11 protein-coding genes and 1 pseudogene are annotated in these 16,097 nt (G+C 44.0%); 5 read left to right on the forward strand and 7 right to left on the reverse strand.

Annotation, left to right across the window (positions count from 1 at the left end; translation table 11 throughout):
* Positions 1-131 (reverse strand): annotated as a pseudogene (locus tag NG798_RS11260) (photosystem II D2 protein (photosystem q(a) protein)); the annotation flags it as partial.
* Between the two features lie 152 nt (positions 132-283).
* Here NG798_RS11260 and NG798_RS11265 point away from each other — a divergent pair.
* The 3 genes from NG798_RS11265 (at position 284) to NG798_RS11275 (ending at position 2,924) form a co-directional block, all read left to right on the forward strand.
* Positions 284-850 carry a photosystem I assembly protein Ycf4 gene (locus NG798_RS11265; protein WP_261222638.1) on the forward strand — a complete coding sequence of 189 codons (567 nt, stop codon included), beginning with the start codon at positions 284-286 and terminating at the stop codon, positions 848-850.
* A 54-nt stretch (positions 851-904) separates the two neighbouring features.
* On the forward strand, positions 905-1,666 hold the full coding sequence (locus NG798_RS11270) for a peptidylprolyl isomerase (protein WP_261222639.1): 762 nt from the start codon (positions 905-907) through the stop codon (positions 1,664-1,666).
* Between the two features lie 136 nt (positions 1,667-1,802).
* Positions 1,803-2,924 carry a beta-ketoacyl-ACP synthase gene (locus NG798_RS11275; protein ID WP_261223221.1) on the forward strand — a complete coding sequence of 374 codons (1,122 nt, stop codon included), beginning with the start codon at positions 1,803-1,805 and terminating at the stop codon, positions 2,922-2,924.
* Positions 2,925-2,951: 27 nt separating this feature from the next.
* Here NG798_RS11275 and NG798_RS11280 read toward each other — a convergent pair whose 3' ends face one another.
* Complete coding sequence (locus NG798_RS11280) at positions 2,952-3,572, reverse strand: hypothetical protein (protein WP_261222640.1); 621 nt, start codon at positions 3,570-3,572, stop codon at positions 2,952-2,954.
* Positions 3,573-4,087: 515 nt separating this feature from the next.
* On the opposite strand from NG798_RS11280, the gene NG798_RS11285 reads away from it, so the two are divergent.
* On the forward strand, positions 4,088-5,173 hold the full coding sequence (locus tag NG798_RS11285) for an ATP-binding protein (RefSeq protein WP_261222641.1): 1,086 nt from the start codon (positions 4,088-4,090) through the stop codon (positions 5,171-5,173).
* A 45-nt stretch (positions 5,174-5,218) separates the two neighbouring features.
* On the opposite strand, the gene NG798_RS11290 is transcribed toward NG798_RS11285, so the two are convergent.
* From NG798_RS11290 to NG798_RS11300, 3 genes are all read right to left on the reverse strand, one after another.
* Positions 5,219-7,933: a PAS domain S-box protein gene (locus tag NG798_RS11290; RefSeq protein ID WP_261222642.1), complete on the reverse strand. Its 2,715-nt coding sequence runs from the start codon at positions 7,931-7,933 to the stop codon at positions 5,219-5,221.
* Between the two features lie 307 nt (positions 7,934-8,240).
* Entirely contained in the window at positions 8,241-10,385 is a 2,145-nt protein-coding gene (locus NG798_RS11295) for an ATP-binding protein (protein ID WP_261222643.1), read from the reverse strand.
* Positions 10,386-10,541: 156 nt separating this feature from the next.
* Positions 10,542-12,356 (reverse strand): HAMP domain-containing histidine kinase, encoded by a 1,815-nt coding sequence (locus NG798_RS11300; protein WP_261222644.1) that lies wholly within the window; start codon positions 12,354-12,356, stop codon positions 10,542-10,544.
* 485 nt (positions 12,357-12,841) lie between these two features.
* Between NG798_RS11300 and trpD the strand changes: the two genes are divergently transcribed.
* The gene (trpD, locus tag NG798_RS11305) at positions 12,842-13,909 is read left to right on the forward strand and encodes an anthranilate phosphoribosyltransferase (RefSeq protein WP_261222645.1); all 1,068 of its coding nucleotides are present in this window, start codon (positions 12,842-12,844) and stop codon (positions 13,907-13,909) included.
* A gap of 118 nt (positions 13,910-14,027) precedes the next feature.
* Here the strand turns inward: trpD and NG798_RS11310 are convergent, their stop codons facing one another.
* A complete protein-coding gene (locus NG798_RS11310) occupies positions 14,028-14,573 on the reverse strand; it encodes a TIGR02281 family clan AA aspartic protease (RefSeq protein WP_261222647.1) in 546 nt (181 codons plus the stop codon).
* Positions 14,574-14,617: 44 nt separating this feature from the next.
* Positions 14,618-15,574, reverse strand: a complete 957-nt coding sequence (locus tag NG798_RS11315) for a TIGR02281 family clan AA aspartic protease (protein ID WP_261222648.1) — start codon at positions 15,572-15,574, stop codon at positions 14,618-14,620.
* Between the last annotated feature and the right edge of the window lie 523 nt (positions 15,575-16,097).

Raw genomic sequence — 16,097 nt, forward strand, 5'->3', positions numbered from 1 at the left:
GCCAAGTAGGCGCAGGGGAAAAGCAGCAGGCCAGACCAGCCGATAAATACGAAGCGATCACGCTTTAACCAGTCATCAAGGGCGTCAAAGATGCCTCTTTGGGCTGGGGCGCGTCCGACTGCAATGGTCATTTTGTTCTAAGCCTCTTGTATTAAAACGGCGAGGTTTCTAAGTAAGTTAACATAACTATATAAGAAATTTACCAAAATTCGTACAGCCCTTCTGAAAAAGTTGGGTTATTCCCCTGCAAAATGAATTTCATTGTGTTAACCCCGGCAATAAGATGACTGGACAAACTCTCTCAAAAAATGACCGCATTCTGCGGCAAAACATTGTCGGTTCCCGCCGGCTCAGCAATTATTTCTGGGCGTCTGTCATCTCCTTGGGTGGCACCGGCTTTTTGCTCTCTGGCGTTTCTAGCTATCTGCACAAGAACTTCCTGCCCTTTGCTGACCCCACTCAGCTGATCTTTGTCCCCCAAGGTTTGGTGATGGGACTCTATGGAGTTGCAGCTTTGTTGTTGAGCCTTTATCTCTGGCTGTCCATTATTCTCGATATTGGCGGCGGTTACAACGAATTCAACCAGCAAACCGGCAAAATTAAAATTTTCCGCTGGGGCTTTCCGGGTAAAAACCGCAAGGTTGAAGTTGACTGCTCGACTGATGATGTCCAGTCTGTGCGCGTAGATATCAAAGAAGGCTTAAACCCCCGTCGTGCTCTTTACTTGCGTCTGAAAGGCCGCAGGGATATCCCCTTGACTCGTGTCGGTCAACCGATTAGCTTGTCTGTGTTGGAAACTCAAGGCGCTGAGTTGGCTCGCTTTTTGGGTGTGCCCTTAGAAGGTCTATGATTGTAAGGCCGGCCCCATAAAGGCCGGTCTTTATGGTTTGTATTGAAGACAAATATGAGATTTCAAAGTTTGTTGATTTCTGCTTTTTTGGTGAGTGCGTTGTTGTTGGGTGGGTGTGCGTCTCAGCAAACAGCCACCGAGTCCACAGCAACCGCAACGGAGGCCAAAACTACCCCCTCTGCCCAAACAACAACCCTGGCCGATAATCCCCAGTTTGCCAAGTTACCTCGTTTGGAGGGTAAGGCTACGGTGGTGATGGTGGTGAAGGGCCAACCTATTACGATTGAAGTTGATGGTACTAATGCACCAATCACGGCAGGCAATTTTGTCGATTTGGTGCAGCGTGGTGTTTACAATGGTTTGGTGTTTCACCGTGTGGTCAGAGAACCTCAGCCTTTTGTGGTGCAAGGCGGCGATCCTCAAGGCAAAGATGCCAATGTGCCGCCTGAAAGTTTAGGGACTGGTAGTTTTATTGACCCCGCCACCTCTCGTCCCCGTTTTATTCCTCTCGAAATTAAGCCTCAAGATGGCAAAGACCCCATCTACAGTCAAACCTTAGAGAAGGCTGGCGTGCGTTCTGCACCGGCCCTACGTCACAAACGCGGCGCCGTAGCAATGGCCCGTTCTGCATCGCCCGATTCTGCTTCGGCTCAGTTTTATTTTACTTTGGCCGATCTGCCGTTTTTGGATGGCAGTTATGCCGTTTTTGGCAATGTCACTGAAGGCATGGATGTGGTAGATAAAATTGAACGCGGCGACCGCATTGAGTCTGCGAAAGTCACTAAGGGTGCCGAAAATCTCAAAACCGGCTCGTAGGCTCTGCCCACCATCCCTGAGAAATTTGTAAATTTTTGTAACAACTCCGGCTTTGCAGGGTGAGCACGCCCGCATCACCCCTAGCGGACGCGGCGCTCACACCCCTACGGCCCAGCTTAAACAAAGGTTGAAAGATATGGATGTTGTTGTTACCGGCATAGGATTGATTTCAGCTTTAGGTCAAGACTTGCAATCAAGCTGGAATGCTTTGCTGACAGGAATTCCGGGAATTCATCTATATCAACCTTTTGCGGAATTACCACACCTGCCCCTGGGTTTAATTGAGCAAAGGCCGGTTGATTTATTTGAGTTAATTCAGCAAGTGGTGGCGCAGGCGGTAGCGGATGCCGGTTTGCTTTTACCTCTGTCTAATTGTGGCGTGGTAATTGGTTCGTCTCGTGCTCTTCAAGCAGAATGGGAACGTTTGGCCGGTATCGGGGCCATGCCTCTGTCCGACTCTTTTATTCGCGCCCTCCCTCACACACCGGCCATCTCAGCAGCCCGTCAAATTGGCTCCACCGGCCCGGTTCTAGCCCCAATGGCCGCTTGTGCAACGGGAATTTGGGCCTTGGCGCAGGGGTTTGGCTTAATTCAACGCGGTGAGTGTGAGCAAGTTTTGGCCGGTGCCGTCGAGATGCCGGTCACACCTTTAACGCTGGCGGGGTTTGCCAAAATGGGCGCTTTGGCTGAAACCGGCTGTTATCCCTTTGACCGCCATCGAGAAGGTTTGGTTTTGGGGGAGGCCGGTGTTGTATTTATCTTAGAGTCCCTGACAGCCGCGCGGCGTCGGGGTGCAAAAATTTATGGAAAAATTTTAGGTTTTGGCTTGACAAATGATGCTTTTCATGTAATCTCTCCTGATATGAGTGGCAAGACGGCGGCGGTAGCGGTTAAAAACTCTTTGTATAGAAGTAAGTTGTCTGCTAAGCATATTAATTATATTCATGTTCACGGCACCGGCACAACTTTAAACGATCAATGTGAGGCAAGGTTGATTGAAAAAATATTTCCTTTTGGGGTGCCGGTGAGTTCTACAAAAGGCGCAACTGGTCACACTTTAGGTGCATCAGGGATGTTGGGAGCGGCGTTTTGTTTGATGGCTTTGCAAGAAGGAATTGTACCACCTTGTGCGGGGTTAAAAAATCCAGAATTTGACTTAGATTTTGTTAGAGAGGCACGGAAACTAGCCCTCGAAAATGTGCTTTGTTTCGCGTTTGGTTTTGGCGGTCAAAATGCCGTGATAAGTTTGGGCAAATAATAGCCCAAACCGCAAACTTGCATCCTTTTAAAGCACAGAAAAAGATTCAATAATTTTTGCAGCTTCTTGAGGATCAATTTCATTACGACACTCAGAAACCCGTTGATTTGGACGTTCACCATAGTAAGCTTGACGCGCTAAGGCTGCACCAACAAGCCGGTAAAACGGCCCCGTGCCGGCCCATTCCATATAAAGTAAAGATTGGGGAGACCTTTGACGCATTTCTGGCATTTCGTATTGGCCGTAATAAAGGATTGATTTACCTAAACTGCCGACATTAACTGCTATTTGATTTGTCAAACCGGGCGGGCCACCAACACCGCCGCCGGTGGCTTCAATGGCAAAACAAACATTATTTGAATTGCGGTAAACAATGCCATATTGCGGCCCAAATCTACAAACTCCTTTTGCACTGCGTTGAGAACCACTAGGACAAGGTTTTATGTCTATTTTGGCAACGCGGAAACCGGCAGGAATATAATTCGGAACAAAAACAGTAATTCCCAAAGATTTTAAATCTTGCGTTTGCGTTTTATTTAGCTGCGCTTTTGCTAATAAGTTGGATGGATTTTGAGCCAAAACCGGCCCCATACCTACTGCCAACGCACACAAGATAAAACTCAAGCCAAAACTTGCTGCTTTTTTCATTCTTTTTCTCCTTATTTAACGAGATTTTTTCAGTAAATGCTAATAACAGAACTTACCCAGTAGGACGCGACAAAAGGTTTTTGCGTAGAGATATATCTGACAAACCGGCACCTGATGAGACAATCCTCTTAAAAAGTTTTTTTCCAATAAAATTGAGTTATTCTCGGCCTGTCAAAGGTTGATTATTTGTTAGTTAAAATTGGTTTGTTTGAACCGGCCCGAATGTTCAACAAATAGCATCTATTACCTCAGCCGTCAATAACTTTGTTACAATTTATAACCTCAGCTAAAAAATCCACACCCTTTCGGCTATACAAGATCCATATAGCGACATCAAGCTTTGTAGGTATAGGCTTCGCTCATTCGCCTGATTAGCCGCATTAATAAATCATCCATCGATCATAGCGGCAACCAGCCGTGCGTTCCTTAAAAAAACCTGCCATCTTTATCACATTGCAAAAATTAAGAGAAGATAGATCAGCATCCTCCTCACTCTTTCATCCAGGTATCGGCACATGGATCTCAAAAATCACCCATTTATCACCTACTTTGATACCCTGCAAGCCGAAAAACTGTGTCAGCAAGCAGTCGTAGAAAATTTTTCCAGCGAAACTATAATTTTTGAAGAAGGAGAAATACCCGACTATTTATACCTAGTTTTAGAAGGACAAGTAGAATTTTCAAAACACATGGGAATCGGCAAAAATCAAATTGTCGCCTTCGCAAATATAAACGAATTTTTCGGAGAATTTGGAGTATTAGACGGACAGCCTCGCAGCGCCAAAGCTACCGCCACAGCCGGCACAACTCTCGCCAAAATTCCCTGCGATCAACTGATGGAAATTTTACATCAGACAAACGGCGGAGTCGTCCTGAATATTTTTCGCCATATCATTCAACGACTGCGAGGAACCACAGAACAATTAGTCAGCCAAGTGGTGTACAAAGAAAAAATGGTCTTAATAGGAGAAATGATCAACACCCTCATCCACGATTTCAAAAGTCCCTTTACCAGCATTCAACTCGCTAGCGAAATGCTTAAAGAACAGCATCTCGACGCGGATACACAAGAATGGTGCGAACTCATTCAAGCGCAAATTACCCAAATGTTATCAATGGCCGATGAAGTCCTCGAATTTTCACGCGGAAACTCTACTTTATACAAAACTCCTATCAACGTCATCGACCTTTTAAACCGCTTTCATAGACTAAACCGCAACTATTTTCAACACACAAAAGTTGCTTTTATTTTCGACGCTCCCGATCTGACGCTAAGCATTGACGAAACAAAAATATTGCGGGTTTTACAAAACTTAGTTAGCAACGCCGTCGAAGCATTTAATGACCAAGGGGGAGAAATAGAAATCAAGGTTCGAGCCACCGGCAACCGTGTCCAAATCAAAATTGCCGATAATGGCCCAGGCATTCCCCAAGAAATTCAAAAACGCTTATTTGAGCCCTTTGTTACCTATGGTAAAAGTGGGGGAACCGGCTTAGGAACTGCAATTTCCCAATCAATTATCAACGCACACGGCGGCGAAATTTCCTTTCAATCCAAAGTGGGGGCCGGTACAACTTTCTACATCTATTTACCTCTTTAATTCCAAACACCCGGTTTCTTTAACAAACCGGGTTTTTAGAAACTCTCAAGCCGCCGCAACTTCCTCAGCAACTTGCTGACGAACAGGCACTAAAATCGTAAACTCAGAACCCATCCCCACCTGAGAATTAACCAAAATTTTACCCCCATGCTTCTCAACAATTTGATAACAAATAGAAAGACCTAAACCCGTACCTTTCCCCACCGGCTTCGTCGTAAAAAACGGGTCAAAAATCTTCTCCAAAATTTCCGAAGAAATCCCCGATCCACTATCTTGAATACGAATTAAAACCCAATCCCGATTATCTCGATAAGACTTCTTACCAAAAACACTTAATTGTTGACTATCCCCTCGCAACAACTCAGTGTAAATAGCAATCTTACGCAACCCATGATGGCTTTCCACTGCATCAATAGCATTACTTAAAATATTCATAAAAACCTGATTAAGCTGCGCCGGATAACACTCAACCGTCGGCAACTCCCCAAACTCCTGAAGCACCTCAATAGCCCCACGATTGCCCTTTTCCTTTAAACGGTGCTGTAAAATCATCAGCGTACTTTCAATACCCGAATGAATATTAACCCGCTTCATTTCTGCCTCATCCAACCGCGAAAAATTACGCAAACTAATCACAATATGCCTAATTCGTTCAGCCCCTACCTGCATAGAAGAAAACAACCTCGGTAAATCTTGCATCAAAAAATCCAAATCAATTGTATCAATATAGGCCCGCACCGGCCCCACCGGGTCAGGATAATACTCTTGATAAAGCCGCACCAACTTCTGCAAATCTGCAATATACTCCCCCGCATAAGTGAGATTTCCATAAATAAAATTTACCGGATTATTAATCTCATGGGCCAACCCCGCCACAAGTTGACCAAGAGAAGACATTTTCTCGGTTTGAATTAACTGCCCTTGCGTCTGCTTTAACACCTGCAAAGTTTCTTCTAACTGCCCCGCTTTCTCTCGCAGTAAAGCTTCCGATTTGCGTAAATTTTCCTCGACAATTTTGCGTTCTGTAATATCTAAAATCGTGCCAAATAACTTAACGATTTTTCCTTTTTGATCACAAATCGGCTGTCCTTTTGCAGCCAAATAGCGAATTTCACCATCAGGGCAGATAATTCGCTGATCAAACTCATAAGGTTTGCCCTCATTCACAACCCGCTTTACCGATTTTTTAACATTTTTTAAATCTTCAGGATGAACTTTTTGCAAATATTCAGCAAAAGAAGGCTCAATTTCACCCGGATTTAGCCCCAAAATTCTAAATAACTCATCTGACCAAGTAACCAGGTGAGTTGAAACATCAAATTCCCAACAACCAACATGGGCTACCTTCTGAGCTTCTGCCAATAAAGAAGCCAAAGAGCGAGTTTCTGCTTCACTTTTCCGCAAAGCAATTTCTACCCTTTCTCGATAATTAATTTCCTCCCGCAACTGATTAATCACGAGCCATAATTTGCGGGTGCGTTCTTTAACTTGATCTTCGAGACCATATTTTGCTTTTGCCAGTTCTGCTTCAGCTTTTTTGCGTTTAGAAATATCTTCAACCACAATAATAAAATATTTGGGTTGTTTGCTTTCAAGGCACTCTCTCACCAAAGCAACCGTTAGATTTACCCAAACCACAGAACCGTCTTTACGCCTACAACGTTTTTCAATAGAATAGGTAGAAATTTGGTTTTCTATCAAAAGCTGTCTCTGCTCTAAATCGGCATCTAAATCTTCAGGTAAAATAATATCGGCAAAAGTTAAAAGCTGCACTTCTTCAGCCGAGTAGCCAACAATCTCACAAAAGCGCTTATTAATTCGCAAAAAGCTTCGATCTAACCCGCAATGAGCAATGCCAACCGCTGCTTGTTCAAACGTGGCGCGAAAGCGCTGCTGGCTTTCTTTTAAAGAAGCAATCATTTTGTTTTGTGCCGCTTCCGCTTCCACTCGATGCGTGATATCAATGCCGGTGGCAATTAAATATTTAAGAGAGCCATCTTTATTCAGCAAACCCGTATTTGTCCAAGCTATCCGCCGGCGATTTCCATAACGAGTAATGCAGTCGCTTTCTTGTTCTTTTGGAAAGCCACCATAACTCGGTGAAACTTCTGGATGTTGTCCAAAATTTGGATAAGGAAAATGTAAAGGCCCGTCTATTTTTTCTTCGTGTGCCAAATGCCAACGCTGCAACCAATCTGGCACATCTTCCGGCGCCAAAAAAACTTGCCAGAACATTTCCCCTTCTAATTTTCGCGCTGGGTAGCCGGTCATTGTCAAGCAGGCCCGATTAAATCTCACAATGCGTCCGCAGCGGTCTAGCACAACCACTAACGCCCCCGCCGTGTCCAAAATGGCCGCCAGCAAATCGCGTTCTTCTTTATAACTAGCCTCCGCTTGTTTGCTTTTGCTAATTTCCCAACACAGCCCCGCGCTTACCCGCATTCCGTTTTCATTAGATAAGCAATGTCCGCGACTCGCCAGCCAGCGAACCCTCCCATCAGGTAAACAAACTCGAAATTCAATCTCCCACTGCGCTAAACCGGCCAACATTTGCCGAAAAACAAGCCGATCCTCTGGATGCACAAGTTCCAGCAAACTTTGCGTATTTACCGCAAAACTCCCCTCCGCTATCCCAAACAAAGGTTCTATATTTTCAAACCAAGCGAGTTTTTCCGAACTCACATCCCACTCCCACCAACCCAACTGAGCATTAGCCAACACTGATTTTTGCCGATTATTTAACTGTGCCAGACTTTTCATAAGCGAGGATTTTTAAACGTTAGTGGTTATTTCCTAATTCTTAATTGCCCGTTTGTCAATCACAAAGCTGATATCTTAAATTATAAAGAATCCTTTAAATTGCAAACGGCAATTATTTGGGTAATTCAAACAGCTTTATTTGCGCTGTTTTAAAAAAAGTAAATCTTCCCTGATTTTAAAAAATATTGCAAATTAAATGTTTATGGCTTAACCGCAGACATAACAGCAGGCTGTCGATCAAAGTTAGATTCGTAACATTTTGTTATAATTTACCCCTCCTAAAAATCCTTTTCATAATCGCTTCAGCCTACAGAGAAACCGAAGCTACGGGTTTATGTTTTAAAGGTAGCATAATCGCCAACTCGGCGCCCTCACCCGGCTCAGAATTGAGCCAAATGTGACCGCCATGCTTTTCAATAATTTGATGACAAATAGAAAGCCCCAAACCGGTACCTTTCCCCACAGGCTTCGTTGTAAAAAACGGGTCAAAAATCTTATGTTTCATCGCCGGTGAAATTCCTGGGCCATTATCCGCAATCCGAATCACCGCCCAAGTATGACAAGAACTTAAAGAAGAAAACTCCCCACATTCTGCTGGCAAATTTTCCTTTAATTCCGTACAAATTGTAATCACACCATCTTTATTTTGAGCAACCAAAGCATCAATAGCATTCGTAAGAATATTCAAAAACACTTGATTTAAAGAAGCAGCATTACATTCAATTGTAGGCAACTCGCCATAATTCTTAAACACCGAAATTTTTTCCTGAGTAAGCCGGTTACTCAAAATCAATAAAGTATTATCAATCCCCTCGTGAATATCCACCCATTTAGCCTTAGCTTCATCCAACCTAGAAAAATTCCGCAACGACAACACCATTTGACTTATTCGTTCAGCCCCATTTTTCATAGAAGATAAAATCCTCGGCACATCTTCTGCAATAAAATCCATCTCAATTTCATTCAAATATTCTTCAATTTCTGGGCCTGGTTGCGGACAATGATCCTGATAAAGTTGCACCAACTTTAACAATTCTTCAAAATAAGTTTCCGTGTGGCTAAGATTGCCATAAATAAAATTAACAGGATTATTAATTTCGTGAGCAATACCGGCCACCAATTGCCCCAAAGACGACATTTTTTCACTCTGCACCAAATGCGCTTGAGTGCGTTGCAACTCCGCCAAAGTATGCTCTAACTGCGTTGCTTGTTCTTTTAACTGTTTAGCCGACAAACGTAACGCTTCCTCAGTTTGTTTGCGTTCCGTAATATCCCGCGCCACACAAATTAAACCAATCACCCGTCCGTCAGGATCACGATAAACATCTTTTTTCGTTAAATAAATTCGCGGCGAAGACACATTATCTAAACTTTCATCCCCCCTCACCAAAACCATCTCCTCAACCGTTTGAGTTGCGCCGCGAATCATAATTTTGCGGTCGCTTGTCATAATTAAACGAGCCGTTTCTGGCGAAAGCAATTCTAAATCATCCTTGCCAATAATTTCTTCCCGACTTCTTCCTAAAACCCCAGCCACCGCCGAATTAATTAACACATACCGGCCTTGGGTATTTTTCACATAAATTAAATCCGTCGTTCCCTCAATCACCGCCTGCAAAAGATTATAACTTTGTTGCAAAGCTTCCTCAGTTCGGGCGCGTTCTGTAATCCGTTGCTCTAAATTAAAAACCGTTTGTTGAAGTTGGGAAACCATCCCATTAAACGCCGATTTAAGATTGCCAATTTCGTCATCATAACTTCCCACAATCGGCTGTAAAGATTCAAAATTATGATTTTCCACAACCCCAGTCAAAGACTGCGCTAAATAAGCTAAATCTTGCAAAGGTTTACGGATAAAACGATTAAACAAAAACACCGTCAATAAAACCACACTTCCACTAACCACAAGCGATTGAACACCTGTAAGCATCAAAGACTTGAGCAATCTTTTCTCTGCTGAGACAGTAGAATAACCCAAACGCACCTCTCCCAGAGTCATCCTTTCCCAACGAATAGGAACCCTTATTTCTCGAATTTGGGAATTAGCGCCAACCTTCCCAATAAAAACAACTGCATTATTAGAAAATTGATTTGTCGCCCTCAACTCAGCAATTTTAAAATTTTCGCGGTTCAAAAATTCTGCCAGCGTTTGTCCATCGCCGTTAACAACTTTACTATAAGCAAAATCAGAATCGCCGGCCATTTGCTGCACCAGCGTTTGTAACATCCCTAAATCAGATTTTTTGAGAGCTTCCGTAGACGAACTGCTGAGCAATCTTGCTTGCATCATCGCTTTGCCGTTGAGATCGTCTAACTGTTCGTCAAATTGCCGGTAGCCATTCACCGCACCAAAAATCAATTGAATCACCACTAAAAAACTACCAGCTACCCACAAATAGCTAAAAGCTATACTATTTTTTAATGCACCGGAGTTCTTAAATTTTGGCGTCATTAGAGCTTAACCTGCTTCTGAATTGACACGGGGCGAAAAAGTTCACAAATAAACCTGAAAGTTGACAAATCAACCTTAGCACAGCGATTTCTCGTTGTCTGTTATCTGCATTTAGCCCTAAATTAGTATTCCCCCCCTTGCCCAGTAAAATAACCCTTACTGTGGTATCAAACCTAACTGCAACGGTTTAACCGGCAAAACTATCTCAAACTCTGTACCCACACCAACCTGGGAAAAAACACTAATTTGACCACCATGTTTTTCCACAATTTGGTAACAAATAGAAAGCCCCAAACCCGTCCCACTCCCCACCGGCTTTGTCGTAAAAAACGGATCAAAAATTTTCTCTTTAATTTCCGCAGAAATTCCCACACCCCGATCAGCAATTCGTACCTTTACCACCTCATTTTCAGCCTCTTTCTTTTCTAACTCCGTAGAAATTGTAATAACTTTTTTCGCCACCTGCTCTTCCATAGCATCAATAGCATTAACCAGAATATTCATAAAAACTTGATTTAACAGCGCTGGGTAACACTCAACTAAAGGCAAATCCTGATAAAGCTTTTTCACTTCCACATTCTTAGCCATCAGCCGGTTATTTAAAATAAGCAGCGTACTTTCTATCCCCTCATGCAAATCAACAGCTTTAAAATCCGACTCATCCAGGCGAGAAAAATTTCGCAGCGACAGTATAAGCTGGCGAATACGTTCCGCACCATTTTTCATCGAATAAATAATCTTCGGCAAATCTTCTCGGATAAAATCTAAATCCGTAGCCTCAAGCTCCCCTTCAATTTCTGGCCCTGGTTGTGGATAGTATTTTTGGTAAAGATTCACCAACCGCAGTAAATCTTCCGCATAATTTTCTGCATATTCCAAATTGCCATAAATAAAACTCACCGGATTATTAATTTCATGGGCAAGTCCCGCCACCATTTGACCCAAAGAAGACATTTTCTCAGCCTGAATTAGTTGCGCCTGCGCTTGTTTCAACTCCTGCGTATAAATAGCAACCCACTCAATTAACTGATTCAACGAACTTGCCAACACCCCCACTTCATCATCACTACTCACCGGCACTCGTAACTGAAAATTAGCCTCCTCACTCACCTGTTGAGCAAGTTTTGTCGCCGTTTCTAAAGGACGAGCAATCGCATGACTTGTATAAACCGCCATCAGCGCAGCCGTCGCCGTAGAAGCAAACAAACTACCAATTAAAATCAAAGTTCCCAGCCATTCAGCTTCTCGGTAATCCTGTAATTCTTCTTGTGTTTCCGCCTCAAAAGATTGAACCAAACTAGAAAATTTTTCCGAAACTGCCGTAAACTTTAGCGACTCCTGACTTTTACTAAACTCAATCAAAAACTGCCGCGCCGTTATCAAATCTTCTTTATTCAAACTTTCCGGCTCGGAATCCTTGAACACTTTATAAACTTCTTCTTGGTAATTCGCAACTACATCTTTATAATTCACCAGCAATGCTGTCAGTTCTTTAGCATTTCTTTGATGATGAGAATTATCTAATAAATTATAGTCTTTTTCGCAGAACTTTTGGGTTTTATATAATAAATTTTCCGTCTTTAAATTGGCATCAAAAAAATTAAAATAATAAACTCTCAAATTAGGACTATCCGGCGGCAAAGAAATAATTTTTTGGTGATATGTTTGCGCTTGAATCATCGCCCTTTGCAAATCATTTAAAAGAGCCGTTGCTTCCTGCGATTTACCCAATTGTGTCATCGCCAAATGTTTACTATAGCCTTCCACAAGCCGGCCCGTCAAAGTTCCCAAAACCGCAATACTCAAAGCCAGGGCATAACCATAGCCAATTTTTTCCCGAATACTCAACCGACTCAAAATTGATTTTAGCCAAAACTTAAAGCCCCATTTTTTGGCAGAACTTTCCCCCCTCTTTCCCGCCGACAAAAAAGACAAACTTTTGAAACCAAAAATACGCTCTTGACGCTGCATAATTTTTACTCGTGAAACAACCAAATAAAAACCCATTAACTTATAATATCATTCTGCCCCACAAAGGCATCCTCAAAAATCCTACCCTCCATATTATCTCCCCAAACTGCTCAACCAAACAAAAAACCTCTCATCGTTTCTTCAACTTCAACAAGCGCTTACAACCCCAAAATCAAAACCTTACACCCTAAAAATTAAACTTTAACAAAAACAACACATCCCCGCCAACCCCTTTTTAAAAAAGCTTTTCCCCAAAAATAAAATCAGACACTTAAAAATACAGAATTTACCCCCGCCGCATCAAAAAACCGTAATTGGAAAAATTACCCGGTTTATTGCCTTGCTCCTCAAATAATCATCCCTATCAAAACCAAGCATTGCCTTTAGCCAAAAGACAATTTAAAATCAAAAACCGGCCCCCACTCCCAAAAAAACACCACCCATCATAAGCTGGATCAAACATACCCACCCAACACCCGAATATTATGCTTCCAAGCGCCACCCCAACAACAGAGACACCCCTCCAAACCGACAACTGGCCCAGTTTATTGCAACAAATCCTCAACCGGCAACCCCTCAGCCGAGAGCAAGCCGCACAACTCATGCAAGGCTGGTTAAACCAACAAATACCCGATCCCCTCTCAGGAGCCATACTCGCCGCCCTGCAAGCAAAAGGCATAACAGCCCAAGAACTAGCAGGCATGGCCCAAATCTTACAAGCCCAAACCCATCCCCAAAACATACCTAATTTCAACACCATCATCGACACCTGTGGCACCGGCGGAGACGGCGCATCCACCTTCAACATCTCCACCGCCGTCGCCTTTGTTGCAGCCGCCGCCGGAGTCAGAGTAGCCAAACACGGCAACCGTTCAGCCTCCAGTCGAGTAGGCAGCGCAGACGTCCTCGAAGCCCTCGGCATCCACCTCAACGCCCCCGCCGAAAAAGTAGAAGCCGCCCTATCCCAAGTCGGAGTCACCTTTTTGTTTGCCCCTGGCTGGCATCCCGCCCTCAAAGTAGTTGCCCCCCTGCGTCGCACCCTCGGCATCCGAACCATTTTCAACCTCCTAGGGCCCCTCGTCAACCCCCTGCGGCCCACCGGCCAAGTCATCGGCGTAAGTGATCCCAACCTCGTCCCCACCATCGCCGAAGCCCTCGCCCAACTCGGAACCCAACAAGCCATCGTCGTACACGGACGCGAAAAACTCGACGAAGCCGGTTTAGGAGACATCTCCGACTTAGCCATCTTAAACAGCGGTCAAGTTCACCTCGACACCCTCAACCCCAGCGAATTAAACTTAACCCCCGCCCCCATCAGCACCTTGAGCGGCGGAGATGTCCAAGAAAACGCCAAAATTTTGCAAAACATCCTCCAAGGAAAAGGCACTCAAGCCCAAATGGATGTTGTCGCCCTCAACGCCTCCCTCGCCCTTCAAGTTGCCGGCACCATCCCCCTCAAAAATCACAGTGCCGGCATCACCCTTGCTAAAGACATCCTCCAAAGCGGTGCCGGTTGGTCAAAACTCCAACAACTCGTTCGATTTCTTTCTTAAACAATTCCTAACCTTGAATTAGGAAAAAGGGAAACCAATAAATATCCCCCCTCGTTTGCAGGGGGGTTGCCGCATTTTTTCCCAAATTTTCTAATTCCCTGCTTCCTTATTTCCTAGATCATTGTGAACGCAACTCCACCACATCTTTTTTAATCGTCACATCATAACCCCCAAAAAAATTTTGTCCCAAAAGTGGCACCGAACCAATCGAAACTTGCACATTGCTTGCCACCGCACCACCCACATTTATTTGAGAAACCCGCCCCGTCGGAAACTCCACAAAATCACCGCTTGCCACTTGCGCTCGAATTTTGCCATCCGCCACCACCCCTAAACTGTTTGCCATTGCCTCCGTAATCTTTGTAATCGAAGCGCCGGTATCCAACAACATCTCAAATTTTTGTTTGCCATTAAACGTTACATCAATCACAGGAATTCCCCCATCGCGCCGTTTAATTGGTACTTGAAAAACACCCGTTTTTGTCGAGTTATTTGTTGTCGGAATTGGAGCCGGTGCAGCTTCAGGACAAAGCGACGGTAAACTCACCACTCTGCCATTGCGATCAACAAAAAAACATCCTTGATATTCTTGAGTCATCGCTGCCGGTTGCCATCCCATCACCACCGCAGCCATCATCACAGAAAAACTTATTATTTTTCGCATAAAAATTACCTTTCTTGATAAATATATCCCCCTCCCCCACAACCCTAAATCGGGCGAAATTCCACCACACTTTCTTTTAAAGTCAATTCATACTGACTAAAAAAGTCTTGCCCCAACAAACCTATTTCAAGCTGTGTTGCAATCGCCACCGTTACATTTTGAATACTCGCTCCTCCCACCTCAATACTTCTTACCTTACCGATGGGAAATTGCACAGCTTGATCGCTGGGAGTAGAAGCCACAATTACTCCTTCCGGCACCACATTTAAAGCCGATGCCATTGCTTTAGTAATAACTGTACCACTCGCGCCGGTATCCAAAATCATCTCAAACGTTTGCTGATTATTAAAAGTTACATCAATCACAGCCGTTCCCCCCGCACGCCTTTTAATTGGCACCTGAATTACATCCCCACTACTTCCCCTTACCGGCGATACCCCCGGACTCGCCCCAGACGCATCCGACGCATTAGAATTAGAATTCGCCCCCACCACCGGCCCAGAATTTCCACTCGCCACCCGCACCGACTCCGGTTTTTTTGCCACCCCTGCTTTAATCGCTTGTTGTTTCGCAATCGTGGCATTTCGCTGATATTCTTTGATTTTCCCTTGCCCTGCTTTATATTGACTGCTAGATGCAGGTAAACTTTTTAACAATGCAATCGCTTCGCTCCACCGGCTTTCCACCAATTTCCAATCATCGACAGATGCAGCCGACTGAGAAATAGAAGCCGCACTATACGCTTTATCTAAAGCAAATTGATAAGTTTTTTCCCCAGTTGGATCATTATTGACCAAACTAGCCGGCTGCTGAGGCGTAGGTTTAGGAGCAGTTGGTTTTGCTTGAGCCGGTAACACAGAAGCCGGAGTGCTGGGTGCAGTTGGGGTATTATTACTGCTTGGATTCTCCGCCATCATGCCGGTATTGCAGCCCCCAATTCCCAAAGCCAAACCGGCTCCTAGAAACGTCATTGATGCACCAATTTTAAAAATTTTAAACATGAAAAAAATCGGGCGAGTGTGTGCGAACGCCAATTCAGCGCGAGTTGGGAATTCTCCAGAAAGGCCATCCAAGAACCTCATCGTTAAAGTGAGGCATAAAAAATACGCAACAAATTAAAGGCTTTCCAGGCTTTTTTCACCTTCTCAGGCTTATATTTTTACATATTTTATTTACTTGTGCAGTTATTTTCACAGATATTGAGATTGTATTTTGCCACTGCTTGGAGCTACAGAAGTTTTATCAAATAAATCGCCCTTCCCTCAGACCAGACGCCCAGCCCCCAAAGAGTTTTGCAATTTGGCAGTTGCAATATTTTATAAATTCTTTACATTCCCCTGGAAATTCAAGGAATTTTTAAAGAATTGATAAAGCCAGACAGCAACACCGATCCGCGATGATAGCATAGAAGCGGAAACAAGGCAAAAGCTTGATAAAAACGCTTAATTTACTTCACACCCCCTCAAAAAATTTTTCACGCAACCAAACTGAACTTTAGGCCAGACAGCGCCAAAGAAGGCGTGA

It is taken from the genome of Ancylothrix sp. D3o (assembly GCF_025370775.1).
Lineage (GTDB): Bacteria > Cyanobacteriota > Cyanobacteriia > Cyanobacteriales > Oscillatoriaceae > Ancylothrix.

What these genes read in the sequence shown, in the direction of transcription:
- NG798_RS11265 (WP_261222638.1), top strand. Translation starts at nt 284, where the DNA reads ATGACTGGACAAACTCTCTCAAAAAATGACCGCATTCTGCGGCAAAAC.
- NG798_RS11270 (WP_261222639.1), top strand. Translation starts at nt 905, where the DNA reads ATGAGATTTCAAAGTTTGTTGATTTCTGCTTTTTTGGTGAGTGCGTTG.
- NG798_RS11275 (WP_261223221.1), top strand. Translation starts at nt 1,803, where the DNA reads ATGGATGTTGTTGTTACCGGCATAGGATTGATTTCAGCTTTAGGTCAA.
- NG798_RS11280 (WP_261222640.1), bottom strand. Translation starts at nt 3,572, where the DNA reads ATGAAAAAAGCAGCAAGTTTTGGCTTGAGTTTTATCTTGTGTGCGTTG.
- NG798_RS11285 (WP_261222641.1), top strand. Translation starts at nt 4,088, where the DNA reads ATGGATCTCAAAAATCACCCATTTATCACCTACTTTGATACCCTGCAA.
- NG798_RS11290 (WP_261222642.1), bottom strand. Translation starts at nt 7,933, where the DNA reads ATGAAAAGTCTGGCACAGTTAAATAATCGGCAAAAATCAGTGTTGGCT.
- NG798_RS11295 (WP_261222643.1), bottom strand. Translation starts at nt 10,385, where the DNA reads ATGACGCCAAAATTTAAGAACTCCGGTGCATTAAAAAATAGTATAGCT.
- NG798_RS11300 (WP_261222644.1), bottom strand. Translation starts at nt 12,356, where the DNA reads ATGCAGCGTCAAGAGCGTATTTTTGGTTTCAAAAGTTTGTCTTTTTTG.
- trpD (WP_261222645.1), top strand. Translation starts at nt 12,842, where the DNA reads ATGCTTCCAAGCGCCACCCCAACAACAGAGACACCCCTCCAAACCGAC.
- NG798_RS11310 (WP_261222647.1), bottom strand. Translation starts at nt 14,573, where the DNA reads ATGCGAAAAATAATAAGTTTTTCTGTGATGATGGCTGCGGTGGTGATG.
- NG798_RS11315 (WP_261222648.1), bottom strand. Translation starts at nt 15,574, where the DNA reads ATGTTTAAAATTTTTAAAATTGGTGCATCAATGACGTTTCTAGGAGCC.